Annotated in this window: 13 protein-coding genes; 11 read left to right on the top strand and 2 right to left on the bottom strand. The window is 69.1% G+C overall.

Annotated elements, in window-relative coordinates:
* Positions 1–36 precede the first annotated feature (36 nt).
* From KAH28_RS00720 to KAH28_RS00670, 11 genes are all read left to right on the top strand, one after another.
* Complete coding sequence (locus tag KAH28_RS00720) at positions 37–1053, top strand: hypothetical protein (protein WP_290573882.1); 1017 nt, start codon at positions 37–39, stop codon at positions 1051–1053.
* Between the two features lie 2 nt (positions 1054–1055).
* Complete coding sequence (locus KAH28_RS00715; RefSeq protein WP_290573881.1) at positions 1056–1535, top strand: hypothetical protein; 480 nt, start codon at positions 1056–1058, stop codon at positions 1533–1535.
* Positions 1536–1743: 208 nt separating this feature from the next.
* A complete protein-coding gene (locus tag KAH28_RS00710) occupies positions 1744–2370 on the top strand; it encodes a thermostable hemolysin (RefSeq protein ID WP_290573880.1) in 627 nt (208 codons plus the stop codon).
* A gap of 46 nt (positions 2371–2416) precedes the next feature.
* Positions 2417–3955 carry an AMP-binding protein gene (locus KAH28_RS00705; RefSeq protein ID WP_290573879.1) on the top strand — a complete coding sequence of 513 codons (1539 nt, stop codon included), beginning with the start codon at positions 2417–2419 and terminating at the stop codon, positions 3953–3955.
* Complete coding sequence (locus KAH28_RS00700; RefSeq protein WP_290573878.1) at positions 3952–4620, top strand: iron-containing redox enzyme family protein; 669 nt, start codon at positions 3952–3954, stop codon at positions 4618–4620. The genes KAH28_RS00705 and KAH28_RS00700 overlap by 4 nt, the downstream gene beginning before the upstream one ends.
* Positions 4617–5429: an SDR family oxidoreductase gene (locus tag KAH28_RS00695; protein ID WP_290573877.1), complete on the top strand. Its 813-nt coding sequence runs from the start codon at positions 4617–4619 to the stop codon at positions 5427–5429. Before KAH28_RS00700 ends, KAH28_RS00695 begins: the two co-directional genes overlap by 4 nt.
* 7 nt (positions 5430–5436) lie before the next feature.
* Positions 5437–6084, top strand: a complete 648-nt coding sequence (locus tag KAH28_RS00690; RefSeq protein WP_290573876.1) for a tetratricopeptide repeat protein — start codon at positions 5437–5439, stop codon at positions 6082–6084.
* Positions 6074–6850 (top strand): glycosyltransferase family 2 protein, encoded by a 777-nt coding sequence (locus tag KAH28_RS00685; protein WP_290573875.1) that lies wholly within the window; start codon positions 6074–6076, stop codon positions 6848–6850. The genes KAH28_RS00690 and KAH28_RS00685 overlap by 11 nt, the downstream gene beginning before the upstream one ends.
* Positions 6847–7506 carry a TVP38/TMEM64 family protein gene (locus tag KAH28_RS00680; protein WP_290573874.1) on the top strand — a complete coding sequence of 220 codons (660 nt, stop codon included), beginning with the start codon at positions 6847–6849 and terminating at the stop codon, positions 7504–7506. Before KAH28_RS00685 ends, KAH28_RS00680 begins: the two co-directional genes overlap by 4 nt.
* An 80-nt stretch (positions 7507–7586) precedes the next feature.
* The gene (locus KAH28_RS00675; RefSeq protein WP_290573873.1) at positions 7587–9290 is read left to right on the top strand and encodes a glycosyltransferase family 39 protein; all 1704 of its coding nucleotides are present in this window, start codon (positions 7587–7589) and stop codon (positions 9288–9290) included.
* Between the two features lie 160 nt (positions 9291–9450).
* Entirely contained in the window at positions 9451–9957 is a 507-nt protein-coding gene (locus tag KAH28_RS00670) for a cytochrome b/b6 domain-containing protein (protein ID WP_290573872.1), read from the top strand.
* Between the two features lie 105 nt (positions 9958–10062).
* Here the strand turns inward: KAH28_RS00670 and KAH28_RS00665 are convergent, their stop codons facing one another.
* Both KAH28_RS00665 and KAH28_RS00660 read right to left on the bottom strand, forming a co-directional pair.
* On the bottom strand, positions 10063–11241 hold the full coding sequence (locus KAH28_RS00665; protein WP_290573871.1) for an OmpA family protein: 1179 nt from the start codon (positions 11239–11241) through the stop codon (positions 10063–10065).
* A gap of 152 nt (positions 11242–11393) precedes the next feature.
* The coding region (locus KAH28_RS00660) for a TonB-dependent receptor (RefSeq protein ID WP_290573870.1) at positions 11394–13097 on the bottom strand (1704 nt) is incomplete at its 5' end.

Genomic DNA, 13097 nt, shown 5'->3' with positions numbered 1-13097 from the left:
CTGGCATCACTCACACGGCGTCGATCACTGCCCACAGTGCGCATCATATGCCGCTGGGCTGCCGCCGCCATCCTCGCGGTGCCGTGGCTGACGCTGCCCGCCCATGCCGCCGACGGCCCGTCCGCCGCGCAATCCCTGCAGGGTCAGCGCCTCCATTTCGGCGGCTACGCCGAGATCGAGACCGCCGATACGCAACGCGATGCCCCCAGCCTGTCGCTGGACCGTCTCAGTCTGATCGGCAGCTGGACATCGCCGCAACGCTGGAGCGGTCTGGTCGAGCTCGAGCTCAAACGAGCGCTGGTACTGCAGCCCGGCGACAGCGGCGTCGACGGGGCGCGCCCGGTGCTGGAGCGCGCCTACATCGACTTCGCGCAATCGGACGCGCTCCAGTTGCGACTCGGCAAGTTCCTCACGCCGATCGGCCGCTGGAATCAGCTGCACGCGGCACCGTTGACCTGGACCACTTCGCGACCGCTCATCACCGAGGACACGTTTCCCACCAACGCGACCGGTGGCATGCTCCGCGGCGTCCTGCCGGTGATGGGGGACGCGCTGGAATGGTCGCTGTTCGTCACACCGGGCGAGGAACTCTTCCGGGAAGCCGGCGAACCCAGTTTCGAGCGTGCCTACGGGGTACGGCTGACACAGGGCTTCGGCCCGCACCTGCGTCTGGGCATCTCGGTCGCCGACTTCGAGGAGCGCAACGACGGCGAACGGAAGACGCTCTACAGCACGGACTTCCTCTACACCCGCACCGGCTTCGAACTGAGCGGCGAGCTCGCGTTGCGCCAGCGCTCGCGGACCACGCGCCGCGAAGACGAGACCGGGCTCTACCTGCAGGCGGTGGCACCGATCTCCGGCCGGCTGTTCGCAGTGGCCCGCTTCGAGACCTTCGCGGGCGCAGACAATGCCGATGACCTCCATCTCTACATCGGCGGACTGACCTGGCGACTGTCGCCGACACTGGTGCTCAAGGCGGAGTACCGCACGACCACCGAGAACCCGGGAGACGTTCCGGAAGGCCTCCTCGGATCCGTGGCCGTACTGTTCTGACAATGCCGCGCCTGCTCGGCCTTCTCCTGCTCTGCCTGGTCCATGCCGCCCTGCCGGCGCAGGACGCGGCGAACGGCACCATGGCAGTGATCGTGGCGGCTTCGGATACCGAAGCCCGCGTCGACGCTTCCCGCCTGAACCTGATCTATCGCCGCAAGCTGCAGTTCTGGCCGAACGGCCGCCGCATCCACCCGATCAACCTGCCCGCGGTGCACCCACTGCGCCAGCGCTTTTCGTCACTGGTACTGAATGCTTCAACGCGCGCGCTGGAAGAGTTCTGGAACGAGCGCTACTTCCTCGGCATCCACCCCCCGTTCGTGGCACCGTCCACCGAGGCCATGATCCGGATCGTGACCGAGACCAGCGGCGCCATCGGATACATAGGCACCTGCGCCGTGGATCCCCGTGTACGGGTCGTGTTCCGCGTGCCGGAGGATGCGCCGGAACCGACCTGCCCGGACGCGCCGTCAACGGACGGATAGACGCCTTTCCGCGAGGACAGCCCTGCAGATCACGACTGCAAATTCCTGCAGCCGTGCAGGAATCTGCGCGGTGCCGTCGCGCCCGGAATTCCGGGTTTTTCAAACATTATCAAACACTTGAAAGATATCCACTGACTGGCACAGGGCTTGCGCTTCTGTCTCTGCGTATCCGGGAAGTTCCCGGCCGGAACCGAGGCATCGACAGACCATGCAGCCAGCCATCAGCGCCACGACACCGGGACCGCACCCGACCGCCCGGACATCCTTCCGGCGAAAGGGCGAGCGCCATCGCGTCGACTCCGGCCGGATCTGCCTCCTGCCACGCGACGAGGCCGGCGCACTCGTCTGCGCCGGGTACGCCCGAATCTACGGAGCCGATGTGCGCGAGCATCTCATGCCCTGCCTGCTCGGCATACGGGACGACGACGGCCAGATCGCCGGCGTGTTCGGCCTGCGCTCCGATCGCGAACCCTTCTATCTGGAGCACTATCTGCCGCAGCCACTGAGCGCGGCGGTGACGGCCATCGACAGGCACCCGCCGCAACGCGGCGAGCTGATCGAGCTCGGCAATCTCGTCGGCGAACGACCGGGCGTGCTGCGCGCGCTGGTCGGCGCCCTCGCCCCCGATCTCGATCGTGCCGGATATCGCTGGCTGGCCTGCACCGCGACCCGCGAGCTCCGCAACGGTCTGGCGCGCGCAGGAGCCGACGCGCACCTGCTCGGCCCCGCGCGTCCGGACACACTGCCCGACCGCGACGCCACGCAGTGGGGCACGTACTACGAGCACGATCCGGCGGTCGTGCTGACAGCATCCGGGGAACCGTCGAGAATCTGATGCGGCGCGCGTGCGTACGTGACCGGCGCGCCGGAGCGCTGCGGGGATGAGCGCGCACGGCAGGGAACTCGCACGGATGGTGCTCGACGGTCACCGGCAGAACAGCGCGGGCGGCGTGCTGTTCGAAGGCCGCGATCGTGTTCTCGACCGCACCAAGGTCCTTCAGGAGCTGCGCACCCTCGGCTCCGTGCTGGCGCCGCACCTGGGCGATGTGGTGGGGATCCTGGGAGACAACACGCCGGCATGGGGGCTGCTCGACCTGGCCTTGCTCGAGAACGGCTGCTGCAGCCTGCCCCTGCCCGCCTTCTTCAGCGACCGCCAGCTCGCGCACACTCTGACGGCGAGCGGATGCCGCCTCGTCATCGCGGCGGACGGCGACCGCATCGCCGGCATCGCCCCGTCCGCGTCGGTCCATGCACGCATCGTGGTCGCAGGCGAGTCCTGGACCGTCTTCACCATCGACGACGCCGCCGCGTCTCCGCTGCCGCCCGGCACCGCGAAGATCACCTTCACGTCGGGCAGCACCGGAGCCCCCAAGGGCGTCTGCCTGTCCGCAACCGCCATGCTGCGGGTCGCTCGCTCACTCGCCACCGCGGCGCAGTGCGACGCACAGAGCCGGCACCTCTGCGTCATGCCGCTGGCGACGCTGCTGGAGAATATCGCCGGCATCTATGCGCCCCTGCTGCACGGCGGAACCGTGGTCGTGCCGGGTGCCGCGCGCGTCGGAATGACGGGCAGCAGCGGATTCGATGCAGCGCGCTGCCTGGGCGCCATCGAACAGACCCGGGCCACCAGCCTGATCCTGGTTCCGGCAACCCTTCGCGCCCTGATGCACGCCTCGTTTCCGGGCGATCCGCGTCTGCGCCGGCTGCGCTTCGTCGCGGTCGGCGGCGCGCCGGTGACCCCGGACGCCGTGGAAGCGGCGCGCAGTGCCGGATGGCCCCTTCATGTCGGTTACGGCCTTTCCGAATGCTGCTCGGTGCTGTGCCTCGGCACCCCGTCGGCGGACCGCCGCGGCAGCGTCGGCAGGGCACTCCCGCACGTGCGACTGCGCGTCGCCGCCGACGGCGGGATCGAGGCTGCCGGCAGCACCTTCCTCGGCTATCTGGGGGAGCCGCCCTGCACGGACGAATGGGTCGCCACCGGCGACCTGGGGACCATCGACGATGACGGCTACGTCTTCGTCCACGGCCGCCGCAAGCACGTCTTCGTCACCGCCTTCGGGCGCAACGTCAATCCGGAATGGATCGAGGCGACCCTGCAGGAATCCGCAAGCATCGCCCAGGCCGTGGCCTTCGGCGAAGGGATGCATCGATGCCGTGCCGTGCTGGTGCCCGCCGCCGGATGCGACGCCGATGACGTTGCCGCTGCGGTGGCGCGTGCCAACGCACAGCTCCCGGACTACGCCCGCGTGGGTGACTGGATGCTTGCCGATACGCCGTTCACGCCCGCCAACGGTTGCTGGACCGCGAGCGGCAAGCCGATCCGCCACGCCATCGCGGCGCGGCACACCGATTTTCTCTCCGCGAACGATGCCGAGCGCTCGTCCGCGCATCCCCCCGCCATGGAGTACACCCCGAGATGAATCTCTTCGACCGGCTCGAATCCGAAACGCGCGCGGAGCGCGAGACCATGCGACAGATTCCGCTGGTCCGCGCCGCCATCGACGGCACCATCGAACGCGACACCTACATCGCCTATCTGGTGCAGGCCTATCACCACGTGCGCCATACCGTGCCGCTGATGATGTGGTGTGGCGCGCACCTCGGGCACGAGCGCGCCTGGGTACAGCCGCTGCTCGGGGAGTACATCGCCGAGGAAACCGGCCACGAGCACTGGATCCTCGATGACATCCGGGCCTGCGGCGAGGATGCCGACGCACTGGTGGCGCAGGGTCCGAATGCCGCGACCGAACTGATGGTGGCGTATGCCTACGACGGAATCCGTCGCCACAACCCGATGCACTTCTTCGGGATGGTGTACGCACTGGAGGGCACCAGTACCGCGCTTGCGCTGGAGGCGGCCGACGGCATCCGGAAGGCGCTTGCGCTCAAGCCCTCGGCACTGCGCTATCTGCGCAGTCACGGCGCGGTCGACCAGGAGCATGTCCGCTTCTTCGAGAACCTCGTGAATCGCGTGGAGGACGCCGATGACCGAGAGGCCATCGTGCATGCCGGAGGGATGTTCGTGCGATTGTTCGGCGATGTCCTGCGGTCCGTCCCCGTGCAGGCTTGCAGGGCCGCGGCATGAAGCTCGCGGACACCACCATCCTGCTCACCGGCGCCACCGGCGGCATCGGTCGCGCGCTCGCCCTTGCGCTCGCCGGGCGCGGCGCGCACCTGATCCTCAGCGGACGTGATCCCGAAGCGCTCGAGTCGCTGGCCGCGGAGCTGCGCACGGGGCATTCCGGCATCGACACCATCGCCGCCGACCTCTCGCAGCCCGATGGCGGCCTGCGCCTCGGCCGCGCATGCCTGCAGCGGGCCGTGCCCGATGCCGTGATCCACTGCGCGGGCGTCATGCAGTTCGGTGCATTCGACACCGGCGACCCCGCGCACCTGGACCGGTTGTGGCAGGTCAACACGCTGTCCGCGATGCGGCTCACCCGGCAGCTGCTTCCGGCCATGCGCCAGCGCCGCAGCGGCCGACTGATCTTCATCGGCTCGGTGTTCGGCAGCATCGCCTTTCCCATGTACGCGGCCTACTCCGCCAGCAAGTTCGCGCTGCGCGGCTTCTCCGAAGCACTGCGCCGAGAGCTCCACGGCAGCGGCGTGACGGTGACCTACATCGCGCCCCGTTACACGGAGACCGCCCTCAACGACGGAGGACCGGCCCGCGCAGCGGAGGCGCTGAAGCTGGCACGCGACACGCCGGAAGCGGTCGCGCTGGGCATCGTGGCCACCATGGAACGCGACCGCGGATGGCGCGTCTTCGGTTTCGCCGAACGCATCTTCATGAAGCTCAACGCACTGTTCCCCCGACTGATCGACCGCGCCCTGCGCGGGCAGGCGCGACAACTGCACGCGATCGCCCGGCCCTCCGCCCCTGCCAACGAGTGATCCCGTCATGCCATCGATACCGAATCCTCGCGTCCTGATCATCCTGCTCGCGCTGCTGTCCGCATCGGCCACGGCGACCGCGATCGCGCCGGAAGAGATTGCGCAGCTGCAGAGCGACTGGGCGCGGGCGCAGTACGTAGTGCCCGAGGCTGAACGCGAGAGCGCGCTGGAAGCGCTCGCCGACCGCAGCAGCGATGTGCTCGCGCGCCATCCCGATGTCCCCGAGGCGCGCATCTGGCGCGCCATCATCCTCTCGACGCACGCGGCAGCCGCCGGCGGTCTGTCCGCGCTCGGCGAGGTCCGCGAAGCGCGCGAGCTGCTGCTGTCCGCCCGCGAGATCGATCCGGATGCGATGGACGGCGCCATCCCGGCCTCGCTGGGCAGCCTCTACGCCAACGTGCCCGGCTGGCCCCTGTCCTTCGGCGACAGGGACAAGGCCGATGCCCATCTCCAGGAGGCCCTGCGCATCAACCCCGACAGCATCGATGCGCACTACTTCTACGGCCAGCTGCTGCGCGACCGGAAGCGCTTTGCGGAGGCGCGCCAGCACTTCCAGGCGAGCATCGATGCACCCGCCCGGCCCGGACGCAGCATCGCCGACGAAGGCCGTCGAGCCGAGGCCCGTGACGCGCTTGCCGCGCTCGATGAACACTGACGACGCACGCACGGCACCGGCGCTGAGCGGACCGGAGCTGTCGGTGGTGCTCCCCGCGCGGGACGAGGCACAGGCACTGCCCGGCCTGGTCACGGAGATCGGTGCCGCGCTGAACGGCCTCTGCGCCTTCGAGATCGTGGTCGTCGACGACCACAGCAGCGACGACACCTACGAGGCGGCGCTCCGGGCGGGCGGCCTCGCGCAATGCACGCTCACCGCCATCCGGCTGGACCGCCCCTCGGGACAGAGCACGGCGCTCCACGTCGGTGTCCGCCATGCACGCGGCGCCCTGGTCGCGACGCTGGACGCCGACGGGCAGAACGACCCGGCCGACATTCCGGTCATGCTGCGCCTCGCCCGCACTCTGGGCGAGGCGTCGTTCTGCATCGCGGGCTACCGGCGGGACCGTCACGACGGCCCGTGGCGCAGGTGGCAGTCGCGAATCGCCAACCGCTTCCGCGGTGCCCTTCTGCGGGACCGCACACCCGACACCGGCTGCGGCCTGAAGCTGTTCCCGCGCGCGACCTTCCTGGCGCTTCCCTACTTCGATCACATGCACCGTTTCCTGCCAGCGCTCATCCGTCGGCAGGGCGGCGCGCTGCATATCCGCGAAGTCGGGCACCGCCCGCGCCTGCACGGTCGCTCGAAGTACGGCGCCTGGAACCGGATGTGGGCGGGCCTGCTGGATATCGCGGGCATGCTCTGGCTGCTGAAGCGCACCAGGCTTGCCGCCGTGGCGCGCGAAGACCGGGTCGTCCCTCCGTGAGTGCGCGCAGCTGGCTGCTTCGCGGGGGCATGGTCGCCGCCGTGCTCGCACTGCTCGCCGTCGCCGCACAGCAGGGAGTGCTCACGCACTTCGACGACGGCGCGTGGATGCAACGGTACGTCGCTGTCCACGGGGCCGGCGGCATGGCCGTTCTGCTCACCGGTGGCGCGGCATTCACGGCCGTCGGCGGCCCCCGCCAGATGATCGCCTTTGCGCTCGGCTATGTGAGTGGCGGCCCGGGCGGTGCACTGCTGGGAACCGCGGTGACACTCGCCGGATGCGCGCTGAGCTACGGCGTGGCGCGCCGCATTGCCGACCGATGGATACGGGGTCGACTGGGCCAACGGGTGGCGCGCATCGAGCGCCACCTGCGCGATCACACCCTGCGCAAGGTCCTCGTGCTGCGGCTGATGCCGGTGGGCAGCAACCTCGCCCTCAACCTGTGCGCCGGCGCCGCCGGCGTGCCCGCTCTGCCCTTCCTCGCCGGCAGCGCGATCGGCTACCTGCCGCAGATGCTGATCTTCTCCTTCGCCGGTGCGGGCGTGGCGCTCTCCGACGCGCAGCATCTGGTCGTCAGCGTGCTGCTGCTGCTCGGTGCGCTCGCGATCGGCGCCACGCTCCTGCTGCGCGATCGCGCGTCGGAGGCTGCTACCTGAACGCGCTCGCCTCCACGATCACGGCCGGCTGGCGACAACTGGCGGAACGGCTGCGCGCCGACGACTACGCGAGCTGGCTGGTGGCGGTCGTGCTGCTGGCGATGCTGGGCATGGTCGCGGGCATCGGTCTGCGCTCGCCGTGGCCCGCGGACGAGCCGCGCTTCGTCGAGGTGGTGCGCGAGATGGTCGCCTCCGGCCGGTGGCTGTTCCCGATGCGCGGCGGCGAACTCTATGCCGACAAGCCGCCGGTATTCTTCTGGGCGATCGCGTTGTGCCATCGACTGGTCGGCGACCTGCGCATCGCCTTCCTGCTGCCCAGCGCGCTCTGCGGCATGACGATGGTCGCCGCCGTCTTCGACCTCGGGACGCGACTCCACTCGGTGCGGGCAGGCCGTCAGGCAGCGGTGCTGCTGCTGATCGCGCCGCAGTTCCTGCTCCAGGCCCGGCACGCGCAGATCGACGCCATGGTCGCCTGCTGGATCACTCTGGGCTGCTACGGTCTGATCCGGCACTTCGTGCTCGGCCCGGCCTGGCGGTGGTACTTCGCGGCCTGGGCCTTCATGGGGCTGGGCATCATCACCAAGGGCGTCGGCTTCCTCCCGGCCCTGCTGCTGGCGCCGGTGGCCTGGCAGACCTGGCGCGGGCGCATTGCCGCACCAGGAGTCTGGCGCTGGCGCTGCCTGCTGGGGCCGGTGGTGGCAGCTGCCGTCGTCGGTCTCTGGCTGATGCCGATGCTGCGGCAGGTCGCGGCGGATCCGACCCCGGCGCTGACCGCCTACCGCGACGACATCCTCTTCCGGCAGACGGCCGAGCGCTACGCCGACACCTGGACCCACCTGCGGCCCTGGCACTACTTCGGGACCAGCGTGATCCCCGGCCTGTGGTTTCCGCTGTGGCTGATCGCGGCCGCGTACGCGAAGCCGATCCTGCGCCGCATGCCCGGCAATCCCGGTGCCGTCGCGCTGCTGGCGTGGGCCGGACTGGTGCTGCTGTTCTTCTCCGCCAGTCCGGGCAAGCGCGGCGTCTACATCCTGCCGGCGCTTCCCGCCGTCGCGCTGGCACTGGCCTGCCTGACCGCCGGGATGCCGCCGCATCGCGGGGCCGAGCGGCTGATCGTCGCGGCCCTGCACGGGGTGGCACTGGTCCTCGCCGGCGCCGGCTTGCTGGCGGTTGCGGGATTTCCACCGCTGGTCGCGCGCATCGGTGCCTACACCTCCGATCCCGGTTACCTCCTGCCGCTGGGCATGGCATGCATCGCGCTCGCCATCGTGGTGACAGTGCTGCTGGCGAGCACACGACATCGCACCGCGGTGACCCGCATGCTGGCGGTCGTCATCGGCGTCTGGATAACATTCGGCGTGCTCGGCCACCGCACGCTCGAGCCACTCCGAACACCCGGGAACGTGACCGACGCCGTTGCCGCACATGTGCCGCCGACAGCAGAGATCGGACTGGTGCGATGGAACGAGTCGCTGCTGCTCTTCCTTGTGCATCGCGTGACTCATTTCGGCCATGCCACCACGACCGGAGAGCAGGCGCGGAACGCCTGGCGATGGATGGCCGAAGCGCCGGATCGCTACCTGATCGCGCCGGCCGAAAGCGACCTGCCGTGCTTTGCAGGCGACGCCGGCCGCGATCTGGGTGTGGCCCACCGACGCGCATGGCGCCTGTACGACACCACCGCGATGCATCCGCGATGCGCGCCACCGTCGACCAGGACGCGATTCGATTCGCCGGTCACCGGGAACTGGCGATTCCCGGAATCGGCCGACCATGCGCCGTGACCGTCCGGTCATCCCGCGACCGTGCCGCACCGCCCTCAGGCCGACCGCGCCCGGAGGCCCGCGGGACAGGAACGGTTGTGCCACCATTTCCCCGAACGCGCGCGCTCGGGACAACGCCCGCGCGTCGCGCCATCATCCAACCCGAGCCCTGCCGACCGATATGGAAACGCACTCCCGATATTCCGGCCTGTCGATCCTGAATCACTGGGTCACGGCCATCCTCGTGTTCATCATGCTCACCCTCGGCCTGATGGCCGACGAGGCGCCGGACCGGTCATCGGGTGGCTACATCATGGATGTGCACATCGCACTGGGCTTCTTCGTCTTCATCGTGGTCGCGTGGCGCGTGACGCACCGGCTCTGGCAGGGGTTCCCGCCCAGGCCCGAAGCGGGCGCTCTGGAGCGCTACGCGGGCGGCCTGACCCACCGCCTTCTGCTCGTCGCCCTGGTCGTGCTGGTCGTCAGCGGACCGCTCTACCTGTTCACCGAGGGGGAAGGCATCGACGTGTTCGGGTGGTTCGAGGTCTACATTCCACTCGCGCGGTTCGACGCCATCCACGAACCCGCAGAGACCGTCCACGCCGTCACCGGCGGCACGCTGCTGCCGATCCTGATCGGCATCCATTTCGCCGGTGCGCTGTACCACTATCTGATGCAACGACACTGACGGCGGACCTTCGCTCCGCGGATGGCGGGCCGCCGGCCTGCGATGCACCGCGAGCGACAGCGCCCCGCACCCGACCCGGCAATGCGGAGCGCTGCCGTGGCGCGATCACGAAGGTGCCGCGCTCAGGACGGTGAGCTCCACGCGGCGATTCAGGCTGCGCCCATCCTCGGTATCGTTGCCGGCGATCGGCCGCGCCTCGCCGTAGCCCCGCGTCACCAGCCGGTCGGCGGCGATGCCCGAATCGGTCAGGTAATCGCGTACGGCTTCGGCCCGCCGTGCCGACAAGCGCGCGTTGTAGGTGTCCGCGCCGCGGCTGTCGGTATGCCCGCCGATCTCGATGCGGATTGCCGGATGCGCGGCGAGCGCCGTCGCCACCTCGTCCAGGGTCCGTTCGGCACCCGCCGCCAGCACCGCGCGGTCGGACGCGAAACGCACCCCGCGCAGGACGATCGCATCACCCGCCGCACATCCCGTCAACGCGATGCCGCCCGAGGCCTGCGGACCGCATGCCGGCGGCGGTGGTGGCGGCGGCGCGCATCCCGTTGCATCGACGGTCGTGCCCGTCGCGCTGTCCGGACACTGGTCACCGTCGTCGGGTACGCCGTCGGCGTCGCCATCGGGTGGCGGCGTCGCCTCCACGACCCGTACCGGCTCCGGGGGTGGCGGTTCCGGAACAAGGCCGAAGGGAAGCTGCAGGCCCAGATGCACGATCAGATCCTGCGCACCCGAGGCATCCTCGTCGAGACGGCGACCGTCCTGACCGTTGTGATGCCGGAAGCGCCCCTCGGTCCGAACGGCGAAGTCGTACCGGCCGAAGGACAGCGGCAGCAGATGGCCGATGCCGGCCTCGAACATGAGGCCATCGTAGGGCTCGGCACCGACGCCGTTGTCCTCGACCTCGAGATGACCGACCGCGAACGGCAGATACACGCCGGGCAGCAGTTCGTCGAGGAAGGCCAGCGCCCCGATGCCGCCGCCGACCATGCGTGCGGAGCCGTCGGGCGCCGCTTCCCGGTCGGCACTGCCATAGACCCCGTAGAGCTCGACGGCGAAGGCGGGGTTCACCCGGTAGCCCACGGCCAGGGTGCCGCCCAGGCCATCGTCGAGCACGCGGTTGCTGTCGGGCCTGATGTAGCTGGCCATCGGCGCCGCGTACCAGCCGCCGAGCAACGGGGAGTCATCCGCCGGTTCCGCGATGACCGGGCCCGTGCCGAACGCGATGACCAGCGCGATGCTTCCGGACAGGCATTGGCGGAACGGTTTCGGGGAGCGGCGCTGGTCCATGGCATTCCCGTCCTTGTGGGTGTTGGGGGTCCCGTCGCGAAGCCGGCAAGCGGTTGCGCCTGCCCCATGACGGAAAAGCGCGTGGGTGATGCGGCGGGTCGCCGCGCGCAAGCCGGTGCTGTGGCCGGTACAACCGTTCGGGCCGGGCATGATCAGAAGCTCCACTTCATGCGCAGGCCGTACAGCCGCGGCGGCGCCAGTGTCACGGTCCGGCCGAAGTCGTGCTGCACGATGGCCTGGGCGTACTGCTCGTCGAGTGCGTTGTCGACGAACGCCGTGACCTGAATGCCCCAGGGGTCGTAGAAGTACGCGATGCGTCCACCCAGCAATCCGTAGGCGGCCTGTTCGAAGAACGGCGAGTTCTGTGCCGTGGTGTTGAATCCGCTGTTGTAGTAGTAGTCCACGCCGAGCTCGAACGAGCTGTTCGGACCCGCGTCGATCGCCTGGTTGACCGATACGCTTGCGGTGAGATCCGGCGTGCGCACGATGTCGTTGCCGCTGAAGTCGCGCGCGCCCTGGCCCGCGAGGCGGAGCAGGCTGTCCTCGCCGAAGTACAGACCGGTGGTGTCGTCGAAACCCGAGCCGTTGGGGTAGTCGGTGTACTTGCCGTCGAGATAGGTGGCGCTGGCCGCGATCGCCAGGCCGGGGTTGCGGCTCGGCATCGGCTGCCAGGTCATGTCCATCTCGGCGCCCTTGATCTCGGCCTCGCCGGCGTTGCGGAAGGAGACGATGCCGCCGGAGGTCACCGAAACGACCGCCGTCAACAGGCCGTCGATCTGGGTATAGAACGCCGCCGCATTGAGACGGAGCGCGCCGTCCAGGAGGTCGGACTTCCAGCCCAGTTCGTAGGAGGTCGCGGTCTCGCGGTCGACCGGGTTCGGGTTGGAGAAGAAGTTGACGATGTTGTAGGTCGGGCTCTTGAACGCGCGCGACGCCGAGGTATAGATCTGCACGTCGTCCGACAGGCGGAACTGAAGCGCCAGCCGCGGCGACAGGGTCCGGTCGACCAGGTCCGGTGCGCTGAAGTTGACCAGCCGGATGTTCTGCGCCTGACTGCCCGAGTCGTAGTAGGCATTGGGCGGCGTGCCGGCAGTGGGCAGAACCACGTCCAGATAACTGTTGGTGATGCCGCGCGTCTCTTCCTGATAGCGCGCGCCCAGCGTCACGTCCAGCCAGTCGGTCGCGAACCAGGTGCCCTGGAAGTACACCGAGTTCGACTCGGTGGTGAGGATGCCGCCGTTGCCGAGGACGGCGTCGGGCGTGCCGTTGAGGATGGTGTTGGCCAGATTGCCGAGACCGTTCAGTGCCAGCAGGCCACCGATGCGATCGAGCAGATACGGAGCGCCCACGATGTTCGACAGCACGCCCGCCGGATTCAGCCCCAGGTACAGGCTGCCGAAGCCGCCCTCGCCTTCCAGGCGATAGAGTCCCGCCGCCCACTGGAAGGTGTCGGAGAACGGAGTGGACGCATTCGAAACGAACTGGAGCTCGTAGGTCTTCTGGTAGTTGTACTGGTCGTTGCTGTAGAAGAAGGCCTGCTGGGTCGGGGTCGAGTCGAAGTCGTACATGGCTTCGTCGACATCGGCCTTGTTGTCGGAGAAGATGAACTTGATGTCGGCGAAATCGGTCAGCCATTCCAGCGTGGCGCCGTAGAGCGCGTTGCTGGTCTCGTTGCCGCCCTGATAGTTGTTGTGCCAGACGCGGTCGAGCGGGTCGTCCGGAACACCGAGATCGAGAATCCCCGCCGGCCGGGTGTTCTCCTGGGACAGCGAGTTGCTGTTGAACTGGTCGTTCAGCATGCCCACCAGGTTCAGGCTCAGCGAGTCGGTGATTGTAGTTGCCCCTATATCCCCGGA

It is taken from the genome of Algiphilus sp. (genome assembly GCF_023145115.1).
In the GTDB taxonomy this organism is placed as follows: domain Bacteria; phylum Pseudomonadota; class Gammaproteobacteria; order Nevskiales; family Nevskiaceae; genus Algiphilus.
The sequence above is the reverse complement of the archived record's forward strand: the minus strand, read 5'-3'. Positions and strand labels throughout refer to the sequence as shown.